Source organism: Faucicola osloensis (genome assembly GCF_020041925.1).
GTDB classification, from domain to species: domain Bacteria; phylum Pseudomonadota; class Gammaproteobacteria; order Pseudomonadales; family Moraxellaceae; genus Faucicola; species Faucicola osloensis_D.
In genome coordinates, this window is record NZ_CP083409.1 from 754,628 (window position 1) to 773,953 (window position 19,326).

General features: G+C 39.2%; 15 protein-coding genes. 6 read left to right on the plus strand and 9 right to left on the minus strand.

The window, feature by feature from the left end; all coding sequences use genetic code 11:
* Positions 1–8 precede the first annotated feature (8 nt).
* The 7 genes from LAJ61_RS03385 to LAJ61_RS03415 form a co-directional block, all read right to left on the minus strand.
* Positions 9–3,479, minus strand: a complete 3,471-nt coding sequence (locus LAJ61_RS03385) for a site-specific integrase (protein ID WP_224054470.1) — start codon at positions 3,477–3,479, stop codon at positions 9–11.
* Positions 3,424–5,919 carry a hypothetical protein gene (locus tag LAJ61_RS03390; RefSeq protein WP_224054471.1) on the minus strand — a complete coding sequence of 832 codons (2,496 nt, stop codon included), beginning with the start codon at positions 5,917–5,919 and terminating at the stop codon, positions 3,424–3,426. The genes LAJ61_RS03385 and LAJ61_RS03390 overlap by 56 nt, the downstream gene beginning before the upstream one ends.
* The gene (locus LAJ61_RS03395) at positions 5,912–6,442 is read right to left on the minus strand and encodes a hypothetical protein (RefSeq protein WP_224054472.1); all 531 of its coding nucleotides are present in this window, start codon (positions 6,440–6,442) and stop codon (positions 5,912–5,914) included. Before LAJ61_RS03395 ends, LAJ61_RS03390 begins: the two co-directional genes overlap by 8 nt.
* A 213-nt stretch (positions 6,443–6,655) precedes the next feature.
* A complete protein-coding gene (locus LAJ61_RS03400; RefSeq protein ID WP_224054473.1) occupies positions 6,656–7,027 on the minus strand; it encodes a hypothetical protein in 372 nt (123 codons plus the stop codon).
* A 1-nt stretch (position 7,028) separates the two neighbouring features.
* Positions 7,029–7,319, minus strand: coding sequence for a hypothetical protein (locus LAJ61_RS03405; RefSeq protein WP_224054474.1), 291 nt, complete (start codon positions 7,317–7,319; stop codon positions 7,029–7,031).
* A 2-nt stretch (positions 7,320–7,321) separates the two neighbouring features.
* Complete coding sequence (locus LAJ61_RS03410) at positions 7,322–8,500, minus strand: Arm DNA-binding domain-containing protein (RefSeq protein ID WP_224054475.1); 1,179 nt, start codon at positions 8,498–8,500, stop codon at positions 7,322–7,324.
* A 10-nt stretch (positions 8,501–8,510) separates the two neighbouring features.
* Positions 8,511–8,726: a hypothetical protein gene (locus LAJ61_RS03415; protein ID WP_062332081.1), complete on the minus strand. Its 216-nt coding sequence runs from the start codon at positions 8,724–8,726 to the stop codon at positions 8,511–8,513.
* 248 nt (positions 8,727–8,974) lie between these two features.
* Here LAJ61_RS03415 and LAJ61_RS03420 point away from each other — a divergent pair, with 248 nt between their 5' ends.
* Positions 8,975–9,610, plus strand: coding sequence for an XRE family transcriptional regulator (locus LAJ61_RS03420; RefSeq protein WP_128682133.1), 636 nt, complete (start codon positions 8,975–8,977; stop codon positions 9,608–9,610).
* A gap of 36 nt (positions 9,611–9,646) precedes the next feature.
* Here LAJ61_RS03420 and LAJ61_RS03425 read toward each other — a convergent pair whose 3' ends face one another.
* Positions 9,647–10,660, minus strand: a complete 1,014-nt coding sequence (locus tag LAJ61_RS03425; RefSeq protein WP_204155502.1) for a RepB family plasmid replication initiator protein — start codon at positions 10,658–10,660, stop codon at positions 9,647–9,649.
* A 477-nt stretch (positions 10,661–11,137) separates the two neighbouring features.
* Positions 11,138–14,386: a type I-F CRISPR-associated helicase Cas3f gene (gene cas3f / locus LAJ61_RS03430; protein WP_224054476.1), complete on the minus strand. Its 3,249-nt coding sequence runs from the start codon at positions 14,384–14,386 to the stop codon at positions 11,138–11,140.
* A 499-nt stretch (positions 14,387–14,885) separates the two neighbouring features.
* On the opposite strand from cas3f, the gene LAJ61_RS03435 reads away from it, so the two are divergent.
* The 5 genes from LAJ61_RS03435 to LAJ61_RS03455 all read left to right on the plus strand — a co-directional run bounded on the left by LAJ61_RS03435 (position 14,886) and on the right by LAJ61_RS03455 (position 19,279).
* Positions 14,886–15,194 (plus strand): phage antirepressor KilAC domain-containing protein, encoded by a 309-nt coding sequence (locus LAJ61_RS03435; protein ID WP_224054477.1) that lies wholly within the window; start codon positions 14,886–14,888, stop codon positions 15,192–15,194.
* A 118-nt stretch (positions 15,195–15,312) separates the two neighbouring features.
* Entirely contained in the window at positions 15,313–16,551 is a 1,239-nt protein-coding gene (locus LAJ61_RS03440; protein ID WP_224054478.1) for a type I-F CRISPR-associated protein Csy1, read from the plus strand.
* Positions 16,548–17,531, plus strand: a complete 984-nt coding sequence (gene csy2, locus LAJ61_RS03445) for a type I-F CRISPR-associated protein Csy2 (RefSeq protein ID WP_224054479.1) — start codon at positions 16,548–16,550, stop codon at positions 17,529–17,531. The genes LAJ61_RS03440 and csy2 overlap by 4 nt, the downstream gene beginning before the upstream one ends.
* Before the next feature lie 61 nt (positions 17,532–17,592).
* Positions 17,593–18,654 carry a type I-F CRISPR-associated protein Csy3 gene (gene csy3 / locus LAJ61_RS03450; RefSeq protein WP_201665666.1) on the plus strand — a complete coding sequence of 354 codons (1,062 nt, stop codon included), beginning with the start codon at positions 17,593–17,595 and terminating at the stop codon, positions 18,652–18,654.
* Between the two features lies 1 nt (position 18,655).
* Positions 18,656–19,279 (plus strand): type I-F CRISPR-associated endoribonuclease Cas6/Csy4, encoded by a 624-nt coding sequence (locus tag LAJ61_RS03455; RefSeq protein ID WP_224054480.1) that lies wholly within the window; start codon positions 18,656–18,658, stop codon positions 19,277–19,279.
* The last annotated feature ends 47 nt before the right edge of the window (positions 19,280–19,326 follow it).

The window sequence follows — 19,326 nt, forward strand, 5'->3', positions numbered from 1 at the left end:
TTTAAAGTTTACATATCATCAGTTGATGGTAATATCGCTTTTAACGTTTCATCCGTGATAAGCATAAAATGGGTAAAATAACGCAGTAATGCCGAAAATCGCCACGAATTTGTTCGATTTAACTGATTATCTGGCGTGGCTATGCCGATTAAAATTGAAGTCTGGCTGTTATCATTTTTATATCGAAACTTAAAATTCGTTTGCACTTCTTCAAGTTTTTCTGTACTCAGTTGTGCATCTAGTTGAGCATTGATATCTTCAAATTGATTATCATTATCGCTAAATAACTCATGCCTATCAAATAGTTGATGACGTTGTAAGATAGTCAAAATCGGTTCATCACAACTGATCATCCAGCGATTTTTGGGCAATATTGTAATCGCAATCGGTAAAAACTTCAGCAGGATTTGCACTTCGCCATAACTTTTACCAAACGGTATGGAAGAATCGGTGGTCGTCATTCTATCGGCAAGGGTACGGATAAAAAACTGCCAATTAGGTAAATCTTGTCGTAAGATGTTGGCATTTCTGAGCATCATACCGAGCATTCGCCGCTCAAAATTTGTTTGAATGTCAATCATACTGTACCGCGTATTGTCTCGCAAAAACCGATAGTGACGACGTTCTGTCATTAGCTTTTGGATGGCGAATGCTTTTTGTTTAATCAAGCCAATATTTTGTATCGATACTCCTGTCTCATCGCCAATCACATTGCTATCAGCCTTTGTATTTTTTTCCAAATGTTCTAACACGGCTTGAATTTGTTGGGGTCGGTAATTGAGCAGCGGTGAATCGCTGTGCTTTGGTAAGTTGCGTCCAAATATTTCATCATTAAAATTGAGATTGGCGATTGCAAATGACGTTGATTTTCGTAGCTTTCGTTTTAAATTTTCTCGAAATAATAATGCACGTATATCAGCGAGTTGTACATCATGGCGTTTTGAAATTGCGCGGTGTTGCAAATTGGTAATGTTTATCCAACTATCGTAAGGCAAGCCGATATTGGCTTTGCTAAGTTCATAAGTTGCCGTGAGCATCGCAAAGTGGTTGTAATATTCAAAACTACGTTCTGGCGATAAATGCCCCATCAGCCCCGAAATGGCATACCATTTGTCAGTATGGTATTTTTGCACACCCAATAAACTTTGGACAATCTGATCAATATGTTTGGTATTTAGACCTGTTAAAGTTTGCGTCAATGCGTCATCTGCATTTAGCGCGAGAGCTAAGTTGCTAATCGCTGTATGCCGAAATGCATGAAAGGTAAACTTGGTGTCAGCGTTTTGGGTACTAGTGTTTTGGATATCAGCATTTGGGGAAATATCTTTGACAATTTTATCCAATAATTTTAGGGGCGTATGGCTGGGGATTGGGGTATTCTCAGTAGATAACGTGAATAAATATTGTTGCTGCTTGCTGATATGATTGCTTTTGACATACTCAGTAAAAAACTCAAGTTCCTGTAGACTTAATAAAGCATAAAGTGCCACTCTTCGAATACTGCCTTCGGTTTTGGTTTTGCGATAATTGTTCGGACGTATTACTAGCGACGGCTCATCGGTGCCAATCGCTTCAATATCGCTAAAACGTAAGCCAAGTAGCTCTTTTTTTCGCATCCCTGTGCGATAAGCAAGGATAAACAATAACAAAAACATGTCTGCTTCCATCGGGTCAATCGAGCGACGGATTTGTAATAAGATACGTTGGTATAGGTTGGGCGAAATCCACTCGGCACGTACACACCGCATGGCGGTGGCTTCAGGAATATCTGCCTCGACAAAACCGAATTTTTCCATCCCAAAATTATGCAAGCGTTTTAGCAATTTGGCAGAATAAGCAATGTCCTTGTTTTTAAGCTTTGATTTTTTAAAATCAACGATTTCTTCATATAGCTCTTCAAAATCATCTGCCTCCCAACCTTGTAACTCACTGTCACCCACAAAGTATAGCCACTCGTAGCCAATGGTGAATAGATATTTCTCAATACTTTGTAAACTGGTTTTTGAACGCTCTTTAACCAAATCAATGACCCATGCCAATAATACTTTTTCAGCCTGCGTTGCCACCACTTCTTGCATATCGACAAGCTTATACCGCACTTTATCTCGCTTGGATAAACTATCAAAATTGGGGACAGTGATATGATAGAGTCTGGCATTTGGTTCTCGCAGTACTTTTCGAATATTGATCAAAACATCGGTTTTGCGTTGTTCCGCTTTCTGGGAAAGGGTCAAGTTGTCGATATTTTTATGGTTATTTGCGGTGATGGTCAGCGTGAGTAACTCATCAATATCATAAACCTTGTCATGATTGGTAAAATTGCTGTCATGAATCGTTAAAAAACTCTCAATTCTTAAACCAGTGGTTACTTGCCGACCTTGTAATACCATGGTTAGCGCATGATCGATATGTACATCTCGCAATCGCTCCCAATGAGAACTGGCTGACTGTAACAACCGAGAAAATGACGGGATGGTTAAATTGGCTTGTTTAAGTAAAGGGGTAATTACGTTAAATAAAAGCACATGAATATTGAGATTGCCTAGCATTGACGCATCGATAGGGTCATGTTGTAGGGCTAACAGCCAACATTGACTCATCGGGTCAATACAAATTTGTTGGCTGTTATAAATACCACCATCATCAAGTCGTTCATTGCCGTAGTTTTTATTGGCGTAGCGGATTTGGGTCAATAAACGATAATTTAGGTAAGGTTGAAAGTCATTGTTTAGCAAATTGATTAGCCATGCGTGCAGCATTTTTGCATCATTGATACCACCAAACGCAATACCTGAGAATATCAGCCAACCAATTTTTTCTTCGATTTTAAATTTCTTGGTGGTTTGCCAATGATTTTTTACTACATCTAAAATTTTATTAAACTGCTTACCGTGTCTGACATAAGATTCCGTAATTTGTAGCGGGTTAATTTTTGAGGGCATGGTTTGGGGGGCTAGCACTACCCCAAAATAGTGCTCATTTAACCGAAAATTGCTATTTTGATACGCTACAAATTGCTGTAATAGTTGCCTAGCGTAGCGATAAATTGTCTCACTCGCCCCGTACTCAGCAAATAATAAGGTATTGGCTTTTTTAATAAAAATATCAAAACCTTTATTTGACAGGCTTTTATAGTCTTTTTCAATCTGATATAAATCTCGCAAATACTGCAAATACGCATTTGACGAAATATCGCAACAGATTTTTTTGATGTATAGTGATGCTTGAGCCTTTTGCCATTGATATTTGATACTTTCAATTTTGCGAATTGGTGATTGCAAATGCCGAGGATTTGCCAAAAGCGACTCATCGGCTTGGGTTTGGTACCACAAACATTGCAATGTCTGCCAAATTGGATTATAAAATTTGTGCCAAACACCCCAGCGGCTAAATTCTGATGGCATTTGGCTATAGTTAGATTTTTTAAGCTGTCGTTTTTGTTGTTGCGTCAATCTTTGTTTTTTTGCTGCTTTTCTCATCTAATGTCTCATCGGGTTTAGAAGATTGCTCTGGTAATGAATGTAATAACTTGTCTATTTTTTGAAATTTTGCTTTGATGTCATTCAGGCCCAAATCGTTGGCTATGGCCTCAAACACATCAGCTAGTGCGTAGATAGCGGATTTACTCCCCGATGAGTATCGACCAAAAAATTCTTGGCGATGTTTTTCATGACCGATGACACCATTGATAATGGGCATTTCGACACCGCGTTTTTCAAGCTGAACTCTCACAAAATGCCGAGTAAAGTAGGGATCTATGTCAAAAAAAGGTTTGATAAATTCTGCAATCTGACCACGTTTTACTGTCGCTATTTTCTCGCCTTGTTCACAAATTAAGTTAATTAGCATATTGTCGCTATCGTCATGTTCATACAAAATCGGTTTGATCACTTGGTTGACCCATTTTCTACGATGGAGCAATTGGGCAAATTTGGCGAGAAACCAGCGGTATAACGTCAACGTTGTTACTAGCGTTGGGCAGATTGGCACTAGACGATGATTTCTCACGGAACGATTGGGTTTGTCAGAAATAAGGATTTGAGCAGAATATTCATTTAAATCAATATCATGAATATGGGTGATACGATTATTGGGACGAATCCCTGTGGTGAGACAAAAAATCAGCCAGACATAACTACTGACGTTATTAAATAGTTCAAATTTTGATGTACTGGTGATGACGGCTGTATGAAAAATATCATCAAGTAATGATTTGACAAATGACAGTGTGAGTGCTTGCCCCGAGCCTGTGGTATAGTCTTTTTTTGTTTCTAGAAAGCCCAAGTCAAATGACGTATCTTTTCTCAGCCAAACCAACGCATTTTTATAATGGGTGATTAATTCATTTAGCATATGACTGCTATAAAATTTTGCAGGTGCGGATATTGGCGGGATTCGGCAGATAATTTCAGCGATATGGCTGTTACTACCCTCGATATAACGAGTCAAGCTAACTTGCAAGGCTGACTCAATACGATGCACTGATAGGTACGGCAAACTCAACTCTGTTCTCACTTGAGCGATATAGTCTCGAACATCAGTCTGTGTGGGTAATAATCGTTTATTCGCTAAAAATCCTACAAGTTTAATGGGCATTGGCAGCTCAATCACTGCTTTCTCATTTTCAAAAATGTGGGCTTCAAATTTCTTTTTACGTGCAGTAATTTCAAAGGATGCGTGCAAATAAACCTTGGTCTTTAATAGCTTAAATATCCCAGACTGTCTCACAAAACCTTTTGTCATAAGCGATTCGACAGGAATAGACGTGATCATTGATAACAGTAAAATTGTGGCTAATGTTTTAAGCTTAAGCTGGTCACGACTTAATATTTCTTCTTGTAACTGACAGTCTTTTACTAGCCTTGCAAAAATGAGCTGGTAGGCTTTTGGCGAAAGCAGATAAACACTTGAATTTAGCATCAATTCACGCTGGCTGATAAACATTTGCCGAACGGATAAATCAACCATTTGCAGCGGTGCATTGTAACGAACCAAAGCATTGGGGATGGTTTGATACTCAAGTAACGGCTCACCCGTGTTATCGACTGTCACTTCGGTTGAACTGGCTGTCGATTGCTCAGTATCTTTACTTTCAAAACACACTGTCTGCAGTGCGGGCTGATAATTTTCAACATCATCCGTGGTATTCAAACTTGGATTAGATTGAAAAGTGGGTTGGATAAAGTCCCGAGCGGATAAATTTTGCTGTGGCTTTTTTTTGCGGGGTTTTCGTTTAGTATTTAGCTTTTTGATTTCTGTATCAATTTTTTTGCGACGCTTTGGATTAAGCGCAACTTCAAGACACAATCGGATTTCAGTCGCTTGATTGCGACGCGTTTTATTATTGGTCTGAATTTCTAACTCAACCAAAAAATCCCTCAATGAATCAATTTGCAAAGCGCATGCAGGGTCGTCCGAAAAATGAGGGAGATTTTCTAAAATCCAAGTTTTTATGGGTGTTTTATAAAAACACGCAATCTTTAAGCGTTTGATGATACGTTGATAATAAGATTTTAATTTGTGATGCTTCAGTACTATTGCCAAGTAAAAAGCAATTTTTGTCCAGCCGATTTGTTGTGGCGCTAATTCAAACTTTGAAATCAAAAAAGGCAACTTTAGGAGATTTGGCAGCTTATTTAATTCACCTCTTTTCGCTTCTACACTTTCCAATATATTAATTTTGAACGCTGTTTGAATTTTTTCGATTTTTTTAGTTTCAATATCGCCATCTCGCACGATTTTTTGTGCGATTAAACACGTCATCACCAGATTTTGAATCAGCTGCTCTTTTGCTTTTGTGTCTGCTTTTTCTTCAACAGGGTAATTTTCGAACAATAAGGTGTCTTTTATTAAGCTTTGAAAATCATGCCGTGACAAAAGTGGTAGTTCTGAATTAGATTCTTCAGCATTTTCAGTCATTTTTATTCTCTAATTCTTGCTGACGATGCTGTGCCGTACGCATCTTTACGTTAATGAGATTGTAAAAACAAGTTTTTGTAAACTTGGCATTCGGGTAAATCTTTTTCCATGCAAGTGGATTAATAAGCAAATCAAGTGCATCATAAATTTCGTTTAAATTTTCAAATGATTTGCTGTTGCGACAAATAATATCGAGCGTTTCAAATATCACATTCGATAAAAAATTAAAGGCTGCAATATCTTTTACCTCAATAATTTTCAAATTATCTTCACCTTTTATCATTGATTGATAAGTTAATTCGGTCAGGACGTTATTCAAAATTAAATTATGGGTGAACTGGTAACTCTTCTTGTCCTTTAATACCACTGTGTTTATTGATTTTGCACGCAAATATTCTGTTTTTATTTGCTCACTATTCAAATTACAAACGAGATAATTTAGATAAAAATCCTTCCAATCCAATACATCAGGATGGACATCCATATCTTGTTTAGATAGATAACTTAGTAAAATATTTTGCATTTTATAAATAGTAATATAATTACGATTTTTTAATTATAGCCAAAATTTCTAACAGAAAGACCCCCACACGCATTTTTTTGAGTTGTTTTTTTGTTAAAATTAGCGGTAACTTTATTGATTCAAAAATTTGCTAATAGATAAATGACCATGCTGTTTTTGATTTTTATAAAAAAACACCGCTAGATTGCGGTGTTTTTTAAATGCGAAGGCTAATTAAAATGGTATTTCATTATCAGGCTCAACTGATGCCAAAAATCCCTGTAAATCTACGACACCTCTATTGATAAAGGCTAAGCATTGCGCACATTGCCAATCTAAAAAATAATTAGGATCGGGCAAATCGCACGGGTTGTAAAGCTCGTATAGTTTGCCACAAGTTTTACAGCTAATACTTGAATCATAAGCCCTTACCATTGATAATCTCGAGAATAACTCTTCAAAGGTTACTTGATAGTAATGACATAGCTGTTTGATATGCCACTCAAGTCGATTGGGATGATGTTGATTAAATGGATGCCAGTAATCTAGGCACATCTGGAGCGAAGTACCATTGAGCATTTTATTAGTCAGTAAGTGAATACGCATTTTAGTATACTCTCTCTAAAAAATTTGAAAAATCATGTTGAAACAAATGCCTAATTTGCCGATATTGCTCGTCTCGCGTTTCATCTTTATCAATGGATGATAGTTGGCGTTGTGCCCAAAGCCTTAATGCTCGATGAGAATTACAATGATGCTCATTTATCCATTCTGCTAAATCGGCATTGTTGATAATGTGATACTCAGCGATTAATTGGTTAGCGAAATTACAAGCTTCTTGGCTAATCAAATCAGGCTTCATGGCTTGTCGCAGTTGTTCATAATCAATCACTGGCATGACTACACTCCCCCTTTTTGACTGGTAGCTATTAAGGCTTCAAAGGCACTGCCATCACGGCGTGTCATATTCGGCACATAGCGACTATAAACCTTAAACAACATGGTGGTATTGGCATGCCCCATTTGCCTTGCGATCCATTCAGGTGCCTCCCCTGCGGCAAGCCAAAGTGTGGCTGCCGTATGGCGGGTTTGGTAGGCATTACGGGCTTTTAACCCTAACAGTCGAAGCGTGGGATGCCACACTTTACGATTGACATTGTGATAATCGAGTGGCTCTCCTTCTCGATTGCAAAACACGAATTTTGAGCGACCATGTGTGACTTTGTACTGCGCTTGTAGCGCTTCATAAACCCAAGGTGACATGGCGATATCGCGATTGGATTCTTGGGTTTTGGGCTTACCAATTACGCCTTTAACATACGCTTGGCGAACCCGGATTTCACGGCGGTCAAAATCCACATGCTCCCACGTTAGTCCATCAATTTCGCTGGTTCGCATGCCGGTGAAAAACCTTACGGTGTAATAGTTTTTATAGTCTTTACGCACGCCATTGATAAATTTCCATACCTCTTCAATGGTGAATGGCTCAATATTGGGCTTATCAAGTTTTAAAACCTTGATATCCTCATAAGGATTTTCAAATTTATAGCGTTTTGCCGCTTCTTGCAGTATCATACGCAAAGTGGTCATTATCGAATTAATTCTGGCTGCTGACAGATGCTTGTTAGCTGTTCCGTAGGTCACTTTGGCGAGAGAAGTACGGAAGGCTAACACATCTGCCCTTGTGATAGCGATAACACTGCGTTTGCCAAAATGTGGCACCAGATACTTATCCAAAATATCTTTGATTTTGCCGATGTAGCTTGCTCGCCATTCAATTTGCTTTTCTTCAAACCAGGTTTCAGCAAAGTCTTTAAATACGGGTGTGTCAGATTGAAAACTTTGCACACGCTCTTTGACTGCCATCAGTTCAATGCCTTTCTCACTTTTTGGGAAGTATTTGAGATAATCAAATAGTCCGAGGGTGATTTCTGCTTCCATTTTTTGGATGATTTTTTCCAGTTTTTTTCGATTTTCGGGCGTGTCGATTAGGTTGGTTGTTTCTCGACAGCGTTGATTCATAAAGCGAAAATCAATCATCAAAAATTTACTTCCTTGACGGGTACGAATGCTGGCCATAAATTTCTCCTTACTGCAATGCCATGGCATTGATGTCGGCTAAAACTGTGTTGCGCATATCCTTTTCTATTTGTTCCCACACATAGAGAATTTTGCGACCGCCAAACGGGCGAATATAATGCACTCCTTCGATGAGCACGCTATCTTTTAAACAACTGCGAATGGTGGCTTTGTCATATTTGATACGTTCAGATAGTTCTTCCGTTGTTAGGTAGGTATATGTCATAATGACCTCTTTTAAAAATAGGTTGATTTAGTTTAAAAAAACTTATTATCGGGTTATTAATAAAGTTTATTTATCTCTAATAACTGCCGATGAATATATAATACCTATTAATAGTTATTAAAGCAACCTATTTTTGAATAAAATTAGGTATTTTTGTTCTAATTTTACTTGATTATAGATTTATCAAAATAATTTGTACCTACAAAAAGTTTTTAATTATGAATATTTAACCTATTTAAAGGTAAAAAATGGATAATCTTTCTTTTCGTTTGGAACAGGCTAGAAAAAATGCACAGCTAACTCGTGATGAAGTGGTGCAACTCGCTTCTCAGACATCAGGGTTTTCTCGAAGCTCCCTGCAAGATTGGGAGCAGCAGGAGAGTAGCCGTGAACCTAAACTTGAGTATTTGTTTGATTTGGCGAGAATCTATGGCGTGCATCCATGGACGTTGATGACGGGTGAACAGTTATCACAGAGTAGTCAAAACGTGCATTGGTTGGCATTATTGGACATGAATAATCAATCAACTGACTTGTCTTATCCATTGCCTAATTGGTGGCTTAATGAGCGAGCAATTGATGCTTCGCAGTTGGTGGGCTATTTGTATAAAGGTGATACCATGTCGCCACTGATTGGTAATGATGCTGTTGTAATTATTAATAAACAGCAAAATCAACTCATTGATGGGGCGGTCTATGCTCTTTTAATCAATAATGAACTTTTTATACGACGCATACAACGATTACCAACAGGATTAAAAATTATCAGCGATAATCAAAAATATTCTGCATTTGATATTTCACAAGAACAGCTCAAAGAACGTGATTTTTTGGCTGTGATTGGTCAGGTTATCTATATCGGCTCTGATATACAAAAAATCTGATAGTGATGACAAGGGTGATTTTCAATGCTTGCTCTCTTAAGCTTTAAAACCAATTTTTTTCAGATAAGGTAGATACTCAGTAATTTTCAACAAATCCCTTTGTAACTCCTCATTCAGACGTGAGATAAAGCTTTCGGTAGTTTCTCCGACTCGAGCGTATTTACCCCCAAAACTGCTATCATTGGCAAGTTTTTTGGCGAAAATATTAGCTTGGCTAGCCGTCAATAATTTAGCCCATTTCTTGTCAGATTCGGTTTTTTGTTCTACTTGTTGGTCTGGCTTTTTGATGGTTTTAATTACGATAGAGAAATGGGTAATGGTTCGCCCAAATTTGCTCGCATTTAAAGTGAGTTTAAAATCGCCTTGTTTATTAATCTGGTTGATGGCAGGGTCTAAGATTCGGCGTTTGAATTCGGCAATTTTGGGATATTTATCAGCTACCCCAAAAAATTCTTTCCATGCTTCGACGGTCATTTCTGGTACACCGCCTGTATCTTTCCACTTGTTGATTAACTCATACAGACGTTTACTGCTACAGCCTTTAAACTCAACGGTTTTGATAAAATCATAACGAGTGTAGGCTTTACTGGTATTATCAATCAGAAAGGTTAAAGGATCAGAAAAATCTAGAATAATAAAACCTTGTTCATCTTGATACGATACGCCTTGCAGCCAATGATATTCTGAGCGAAGCATAGTGAAATTGTTATGATGAGGTTTGAGAACGGTGAGTTTGTCAGCGTCATTTTCTGCTTGGATGGTTTTATCAAAATATAAGGTAAATTTGAGTTTTCTATCGCCTAGAATTTTGGCAGTATCTTTTAAGGCTCGATAGGCATAGATTTCATTGACTCGATTGGCGGCAGCGAATTCTTTTGCACTAATTAATACTCGTTTGCCACCTGACTGTAATCGATGCAGTTTATTAATGGCAAGCGTCATCAAGTCATGCTCGGCTTCAGTTAAGTCAAAACCTGCTTCGACCAAGGTATTGGGTTTGATAATCATTACTTTATCAGCACCTTGCTTGTAAAAATTTTGCATCGTCATAGGGTGACTTGCTATCCATTATCTCAGATTTATGTGAGCCTAATTATAGAAGTGCACTCGACGATGGGTAAAATCGTAATCTATGTTAATCTATTTCGGTTACAAAAGTTAATCAAAACTCATTCGTTTCAATGATTTAGACGTTATTTTTCATTATTTATTTCGAATCGCTTTTAATGTGCGTTAAACTGCTAGCTTCACCCATCTGTACACGTATTTCACCCATCTGTACATTTATATTCACCTATCTGAACATCTTGATTCACCTATCTGTACATTTATATTCACCTGTCTGTACACATATCTGCGTGAAAAGCCGCTACCATGGCGGAATACAGAGCCTCTATAATTTAATAATATAGATAATACTAATACTAATGTTTAATGAAATTTAGAGTGATAAGATTATTTTGATAAAGTTTAATTTCTATCATAAAAACAAATTTACATGAGACATTCGATATCAAGCATAATTACTTATTTTTTAACTACACCAAACCCTTCATCATATAGCCACTGTATCTCATTTTTATCATTATATAGACTTAGTGAAATTTGACAGCCTTGTTCAATATCAATATCATAAAATTCGCATTGTTCCACCATTTGACTAGGCGACAAATACAGCCATGCTTGTGGCTTGGCAGGTTGCAGGATGGGTTTGGTAAAATCACCGCTATAATCTTGCCATTCTTGTTGTTGCTTTTTAAAACTTGGATTAAACGTATTAACGTATTTTTCGATAACCAGTTCATTATCCGTAATCGATTCTGCATTCATTCGATACAGGGCTTGATACTGTCTATCTCGTAACGGGGTGAATTTTTGATACAGTTGCTCGGTCATTAGACTACTTTCAACTGCTGTATTTGAAAAAAGCTCATCGCCTTCATCATAAAAATATCGCTCACAAAACCCTTGTATCTCGCTATCATCAAATTGGGCAAATAGACAGTTATCTTTATCAAAACGCAGTCTAGCATCTATTATGAGTTGATTATTTTGCCAGGGTAACAACTTTGCCAAATCATGGTTTGGATAGTTTTCATCTTGACTATAACTTTCATAACCTGGATAGATAAAAGCAGGTTGTTTGGGTTTTTGTTGTTGCACGTTTTTGCAATGCCGATAGTTAAATTGGGGGATGATAATATTTGGCTCATGAATCGTTTCTCGACGATGACGATTGACTCGCCCAGCGGTCTGTACGATGGACTGAACGCTTGATGCATCAATGACTGCCCAATCAAAATCATGGTCACGCCCCACTTCTTCGACAGGCGTGGCAATCACGACAAAGGGTACATTTTTTTGTTGGCTGTGTTTCATGAGTTCGATAATTTCGCTATCTTGCTCGATGGTTTCATTACCTGTTTTGCGTTTTTTGCCATCTTTATGACGACTTAGCAAAGTGTCTAAGCGTTGTTCTTTATAAAAACGATTGATTCGCCAATCATTGGCATGATAGCAAGCGATATGGGCGTGTTGCCAATGATTGGCAAAATAATGAGCAAGGCTAATAGCATGGTGAATATTTGCCACCCGAATTAAGCCAAAGGATAGGCGTTTTTCCCCATTTTGACATTGCCAAGCGTATCTATCATGCAAGATTTGGGCAGATTCAAGTACCGCTTGTTGCCAATCGCTAATAGTTGCCTTTGGCATGGGTTTGAGTTCGGCTAGGCGAAAGCTCGTCTTTTTGGATAAAGCAAGCTGTAATTCATTGAGGTGTGTTTGGTAAATATCTTTAAAATTTTTATCGTCAGCTTGGGTGTCGCTATCTTGAGTTAGCGTTTGTTGCCAAATTTTGGGTGGATTTTTACTGTCAATTTCATTATCGATAATGGCGATATTAAAGGCTTGTTTGTCATCATTTAGTAATGCTTGTCGCATCGCTATACCAGATTCAAAGGCACGATGCACGCTAATAGCTAATGTCTTGGAGAGGGTTGCCGATGAGCAAATCACATGGCGACCATACATGGCAGCTAGCTGCACCAAGCGTAATACTGCTATCAAGGCTTTGGGGTCGTAGCCATCGATTTCATCGAGTATCAAATCACTACTTATTAATCGTAGCAAGGCTTTGACATGATGTCCTTGTTTGTGTGGTTCGCCCGCTGCTATCAGATAATCAATGGTGGAAACGAGCAAAGGCGATGCCAATAAAGTTTTGCCATCATTGTCACTTATAATGCCCTTTTTGGTGGTTTTCTCAAATAATGGGTTAAGCCATGCAGGAATGTCATAATCATCCCCTTTAGCATCAAATATCGGCTCTGGGGGATTTTCATCTTCGTCAATCCCTTGGTTTTTTTTGGCTTTTTCAAATAGTTCTTGGGTAATATTGTCGCCGATGATAACGGCTAATTCGTCATCGGACAGATTCATGGATTTTTTGAGAGCATCACCTGTTTGCAAGGTCAAAGAGCGTAAATTGAGAGCGATACAAATGCGTGGGTCATTGGGTCGCAAGGTGCAAGCGATGCGTAGATTCATCCGAGTTTTACCGCTACCTGTACCTGCGATATTAAAAACAAGCGTCGGTACATCGGGATATTTATCGGCGAATTTTTGCAAGGCATTGCCAGCAACATTTTGCCACTTAAAATGAGCGTTTTGCGTGGGTGTTTTGATATATTCGACGGTCTGCTCACATAGTCCAGACAAATTTAATTCTGTCATCATGTTACAAGCGATAAAACTGGCTCGTTCGCCCACATGGCGTAAATGCCATTCTAGCGGTTGATTGTGTTGTTTTTTACTATCAACAAAACAGGTATTAGCAAACAGTTGCGTGGGAGTTGGAGTGGCAGGTTGCACCATGTCCAGATAATTGACCGCAGAAATGGTATGGTCAGCGTGAATCAAGGCATTACGAGCATGTAAACAGAGGGCTTTATAATAAGTTGGACTGGCGTTGGTAGGCAATAATTTGGCAAGTCGTGCCATTCGTTTTTGATAACTATCAAAAATGCTTTGTGGTAACTCGCCTGCACAAGTGAGTTGTTGGGTACGAGGTAATGGTTCACGTACGTGTTTGTCTTCGTTAGGATAGCTTGCATAGCCTGTTGGGTCATCTGCTCCCAATAATCCATGATGAGTGACAATCAAATAATCCACCGCTTCAATGCCGTTTGCCACGCCATCATCGACTTGTTTTAAATCACCTAAGGTAAAAATATTACGGTTTTTATCTTTGGCGACTTGTTGCCAAGCGTCTTGCCAATCAAAGTTATTATGCCGTAGTTGTTGCAATAGCTTGACGGATAGCCATTCATGGCGGATATCATCAGCGATGATTTTATTTGCTTGATTAGGTGACAGTTTGTTTTGAAAATGTTGCGATGCTTTGCCAATATCATGCATATCGCCTGCCGCCCCTGCCAATAGGCTTGCTGCTCTGGCCCAGTCGTCGATTTGTCGCTTGGTATAAGGCTTACCAGTTGAAGCGACAGGGTATGCCCCTTCGCTATTAAAACGATGCTTTGCGCCCACGACCCAAGCCAGTTTCATGCGTCGCATACCGTAGTTAATGTAGGCGGCGACGGCAGTTTGGCGAGTAATACCCTTTTGTTTAAGGGCGTTACGGACTTCGGTTAGACCTTCCATCGTCATGGGGGCTTGCCATGTACTTTGACCTGTGCGGATGGCGTAGCTGTCGAGTACGGCTCGGGTTTTTTTCAGGGCTTTTTTTTCGCAAGCAGAGATAAAAATGACGTGCATAATTTTTTCTTTGACTAATAAATATAAAACTACTATAAATAGATTTTTGTTTTTTTAATAGACTTATGAAACTAAACGTCAATTTATGACGCTAAAAACATATTAGTAAAAAGAGGCTTTATGTTATAATCGTTTAACCATCGCTTAGATGGTTGAGAAATTAGTTATCATTCTAATTTTGGATATGTAATCGTTTGCCATCGCTTAGATGGTTGAGAAATTAGTTATCATTCTAATTTTGGATATGTAATCGTTTGCCATCGCTTAGATGGGTTAATCCTTAACTTTAAAAAATATTGTCCTTAGTTATCATAATAATTTTGATGAAACTTTAAATTATCTATTGACTGAAGACAATTAAAGATTTAATATTAGTTGAGTTCTAGAGAAAGTTAAAAGCAACTTTCTTGAAGACGAAAAAAAAGCAAATCCGCCACTCTCACATTTTGGATTTGCTTTTTCCCTTTTAAAACCGTGTAGTTAAAAAAGGAGTATCATTATGATACAACAAAACCTACCTTTTGTGCCAGTAAAATCTACTGGTACAACGCCTAGTTACTGTCTCAGTACAGTTGCCAAAATGCTTCAGCTTTCGCCTAGAAAGTTTATTCAATGGTTAGCTACTAATCATTATATCTTTAAACGCCAATCCCAATCTGCTTGGGAGGCTTATCAAAGTCATGTCAATTCAAATTTGCTAACCCATCGTATGATTCGTATCGAGCATAGATCGGGCGAGGTATCTTTTGAAATGCAAGTTCGAGTGACAGACAAAGGTATTAATCATTTCACACAAGTTTTAGCTTAATAAATACTCAAGAAGAAAGATAAACGGCACTCACTGTCGTTTATCCACTTTTGCCTGCTTTTTATTTGGGCAATACTATGCTAAAACTAGATAGAATTAAATAAAAAAGGAGAAATGAATGTCAGATGCTTCCACCATCCCCATCGACCAGTATCGGCAAACGCTTGCCGAATCGGTGCATTTTAGTAATAAAACGATTAATTCCAATATCGAAAAAGGCGGTATTCGCTTGGCAAAATCGCAAGCGTTGGATTTACCCTATATCAGTGCGAGAACATTATTGGCTGACGATATTACCATTCCCACCGATTACCAAGCCAATGCAGGTAAGACCGCTACGATTTTTAAAGCCATCAAATCAGCGATGTTAGATGAAGATTTATCAGAGCAAGATGATGATTTTAAAACTGTGGTAAATACGATTCAGCCTGATATTGTCAGCTTGTTTGACATGCCTTATCAAGCGGGACTTGAGCATATTAACATTCGGATGCGTCAGTTATTATTGCCAAAAGGTGACGATTACCTTTCAATTAGTCCCATTAGCTCAGCAGGGGTGAATCATTGGTTAAATGATGAAGTTGATGATATCAAAGAAGCTCGTAAAACCGACAATGATTTACACAGTATTACCACCGCTGTATTTGGTATTGGTGGGGCAAATCCGCAAAATGTGGGTAGCCTAGTACGAGCCATGCAACGCCCAATTTATCTAACTGCCCCAACTGCTAATGATACGATACGTCAAGCCTTTAGCCTGTATTACAAAGGCTTAGACTACTATATCCCCAATAAATTGCCGAAAGACAAACTTTTTCAGCCTGCATTACTTGCTTGGGCAGATTTGGTGAATCAAGGTATTGCTACTACCGAAAAAGATTTAAATAACCAAGATTGGAAAAACAAAGGCATTGAAGCCACTAGTACCAATATGGATAGCCGTGAAGTCGAGCAACAATTTTTGACCCATATCTTACGCATCGTATTGGCTCAAGGGCGAGAAGCTAAAAATAGCCTTGAACAAGTGGCTGATAGATTGCCGAATATCACCAAAATAAGCAATGAAGCGTATGACGAAAATACAGGTGAAATGGTTAGTAAAGAAATGGTTGCTTTAACACCATTACAACACCCAAGCGTCGATTTAGCCATTCAAGGACTGATTGACACACAGCTACGAGATGAAGGTTGGATGACTGTGTTTGCCGAGCATTTGGCAAAAAGTATCGTCCGTCAATCCTACGAAGTCGAAGGACAAAGCAACCCTGTCGCCTTTGTACTCGAAGATAGCATCATACCATTCTTGGCTCGCCGAATTCGTGGCTTGCTGTATGACTTACAGGAGTTGGCATCATGAGTTTTTTAGCGGTAATTCCGCATATTCGAGTGCAAGGGGCAAATCTACAGACTAGCGGGATTTTGCTCGGTGGCGTGCCTTTGATGGCATCCACTATGTTCGCTCATGCGTTGGCTCGCAAATTGAGCGTGAAGGACACAGGCGTGATTTATATTCACCATGACAGGCAAGATTTAGGTGGCTTTGCCTATGGACGCTTTACCCCTGCCCAACACCGTGGCTCTGCGTTTATCAACAAAAACGATTATTCATCAAAAAATCCCAATGCCTTATCGTTACAACCAACGGCAAGCTGTCATTTGCATCTTAGTTTGGTGATACGATTTGATGGCAGACGGCGACCAAGATTGGCAGATTTGCAAAAATTGCTGATGAATAGCCGTTTTGCAGGGGGGCAAATCACCAGTTATGGCGAAGTTGAATGGGCAGATGATAATGAAAAAACACTAAAGGATGTGCTAAGCAATACCATCAAAACAGGCTTTGTGGTGCTAGACCGTCAGGATGTGTTATTAGCGTACCAACAATCGCAAAATCTCAATCGTTTGCAAGCCTTTACACGGCTATTGGCACTCACCAGAGACGGCTTAAATCATGCTTTTGGTGAACATCATGGCTTAAGTTTTTTGTCAGCGACTAATCTAGGTTATGCGTTGCTTGAAGACCCAAAAACCGATAGAACAGGTGTACGACAAGCGTATACGCTTGAACAAGCTGTAATACCTACACCTCACGCCTATGCCGAACCCTTGATTGGCTTAGTGCAATATGTGTCAATTCGGCAACTGCTGAATGTTGCTAACGCTCAAAATTCTGATAACTTGGATTTATATGAAGAAGAGCAAAAACCGCAACAGCCCCCAAACCTGATTACCGAGCCGTTACGTCAATTATCTGACAACCCACAAGAGTTATTTTGGCAGTACCAATGGCAAACCCATGACGGTGGCGATGTGTTTTTATTGCGACAATCTATTTAACCTTACTTTTGAAACTAAACTTTTACCTAACCAATGTTAAAAAACAAACAGGAGTTTTATTATGGCAACTTTCAAAAAATTACCCGCAAGCCTAGCCCTACAACGTGGTACTGTTATCAGCGACGGGGCATTTTTTCATCTGATAGATGGCAAAACTGAATCATTAAAAGTCATGTATCATGGCATTCGTGGTACACAAAATGTGGCAGGCAATAAAAGCAAAGGGTCAGCATCGGGCGAATCAGTCGCTCGTGAAGTCAGTAATATTCAACAAACCGAATCTGCCAAATTATTATCCAATGCCAAATTATTGGTGACGTGGGATTTTCGTTTGATTGACTTGGCGGATATTTTGTTTGCCAGTGCGACTAAAGCAGGGGCAGATAAAAGCGATGAACAAGCATTTCGCAAGGCATTTCAAGCGTTTGTGGCTCGTGCCAAAGACAGCGATGGGCTAAAAACGGTGGTCGGTCGTTATGTGCGTAATGTTGTGAACGGTCGCTGGTTATGGCGTAATCGCTTGGTGGCAGAAAGCATTGTAATTACGGTAACACCCAGTCAAAATTCGGAAAAATCTTATACCTTTAAGGCGTTAGACTACAATTTAAACAGTTTTGACAATCCTAGTGCGGATGAGCAGGCATTAGCCGAGATTTTATTAACAGGGGCAAAAGGCGACGCAACCAATGCAGGGCTACATATCGAAGCGGTAGTTGATTTTGGCATGGGTGGTGTGGAAGTATTCCCTTCACAAAATTATCTAGAAGATAAACCCAAAGGCTTTTCTCGTTCGCTGTATCAACTTAACCCTGTTCGCCCGCAACGTGGGGCAGACAACAACCAATTTTTGGGGCAAGCGGCATTACGTGACCAAAAAATCGGTAATGCGATTCGTACCATTGATACGTGGTATCCCAATGCCGAAGAATACAACCATAAACCGATTGCGGTAGAGCCAAATGGGGCAAATCTTGAGCATCAATTTTTTTATCGTGTGGGTAAAGAAAAAATGTCAGCGTTTGATATTTTAAAAGAGATTGATGACTTAGACCCCAACAGCGAAAAAGGGATGTTTTTGATTGCCTGTCTGATTCGTGGTGGCGTATATTCTGAGGGAGATTAAGATGTCATTTGAGTTTTATGTGGATGTACGTGTGATTGAATCGGCAGATACGGTCGATTTACCACTACCGACCATTCGCAATCAGATTTATGCGGTATTGCATGGCACGTTTCGAGCGTTGGCATTGGTGGATAAATCACCATATGCCATAGCATTGGTCCCTTCCCCAAAGCTTAAAGCAAAGCAAGCGGATTTCGAAAAAAAATATGGCAAGTCGCCCCGTTTTGATTTTGATATTTTTCGGGTATTTTCGGATAGTAGCGAGGCATTACAGCGATTGGTAGATAGTATTAGCCAACATTGGAAAGTGCGGGATTATAGTGTGGTCGGTACGCCAACGCCTGTACCAACAGCCAAAATCACAGGCTGGCAAAGTTATCGTCGTTTTCGCATTCCTACGGCAAAAATGGAACGTACTCAACTGTCTGACAATAATGTGCCATTACGAGAACGTCGTCTAGCCACTGCCAAAGACTTGCCGTATCTTAAAGTTGCCAGTAAAAGCACAGGACAAGTTTTTACCTTAACCATCGATATTGTACCGATGGAAAATGCAGGTGACGGCGTGCCAGATGGCTATGGTTTGGCTCGTGCCAGTCAGCCGTTTGCTTTGCCGATATTCTAATTTAAAAAAGCAGTAGGCTTTTATGCTTACTGCTTTTTCATTTATCA

What these genes read in the sequence shown, in the direction of transcription:
- LAJ61_RS03385 (WP_224054470.1), bottom strand. Translation starts at nt 3,479, where the DNA reads ATGAGAAAAGCAGCAAAAAAACAAAGATTGACGCAACAACAAAAACGA.
- LAJ61_RS03410 (WP_224054475.1), bottom strand. Translation starts at nt 8,500, where the DNA reads ATGGCCAGCATTCGTACCCGTCAAGGAAGTAAATTTTTGATGATTGAT.
- cas3f (WP_224054476.1), bottom strand. Translation starts at nt 14,386, where the DNA reads ATGCACGTCATTTTTATCTCTGCTTGCGAAAAAAAAGCCCTGAAAAAA.
- csy2 (WP_224054479.1), top strand. Translation starts at nt 16,548, where the DNA reads ATGAGTTTTTTAGCGGTAATTCCGCATATTCGAGTGCAAGGGGCAAAT.
- LAJ61_RS03455 (WP_224054480.1), top strand. Translation starts at nt 18,656, where the DNA reads ATGTCATTTGAGTTTTATGTGGATGTACGTGTGATTGAATCGGCAGAT.
- LAJ61_RS03435 (WP_224054477.1), top strand. Translation starts at nt 14,886, where the DNA reads ATGATACAACAAAACCTACCTTTTGTGCCAGTAAAATCTACTGGTACA.
- LAJ61_RS03420 (WP_128682133.1), top strand. Translation starts at nt 8,975, where the DNA reads ATGGATAATCTTTCTTTTCGTTTGGAACAGGCTAGAAAAAATGCACAG.
- LAJ61_RS03440 (WP_224054478.1), top strand. Translation starts at nt 15,313, where the DNA reads ATGTCAGATGCTTCCACCATCCCCATCGACCAGTATCGGCAAACGCTT.
- LAJ61_RS03415 (WP_062332081.1), bottom strand. Translation starts at nt 8,726, where the DNA reads ATGACATATACCTACCTAACAACGGAAGAACTATCTGAACGTATCAAA.
- LAJ61_RS03405 (WP_224054474.1), bottom strand. Translation starts at nt 7,319, where the DNA reads ATGCCAGTGATTGATTATGAACAACTGCGACAAGCCATGAAGCCTGAT.
- LAJ61_RS03390 (WP_224054471.1), bottom strand. Translation starts at nt 5,919, where the DNA reads ATGACTGAAAATGCTGAAGAATCTAATTCAGAACTACCACTTTTGTCA.
- LAJ61_RS03400 (WP_224054473.1), bottom strand. Translation starts at nt 7,027, where the DNA reads ATGCGTATTCACTTACTGACTAATAAAATGCTCAATGGTACTTCGCTC.
- csy3 (WP_201665666.1), top strand. Translation starts at nt 17,593, where the DNA reads ATGGCAACTTTCAAAAAATTACCCGCAAGCCTAGCCCTACAACGTGGT.
- LAJ61_RS03425 (WP_204155502.1), bottom strand. Translation starts at nt 10,660, where the DNA reads ATGACGATGCAAAATTTTTACAAGCAAGGTGCTGATAAAGTAATGATT.
- LAJ61_RS03395 (WP_224054472.1), bottom strand. Translation starts at nt 6,442, where the DNA reads ATGCAAAATATTTTACTAAGTTATCTATCTAAACAAGATATGGATGTC.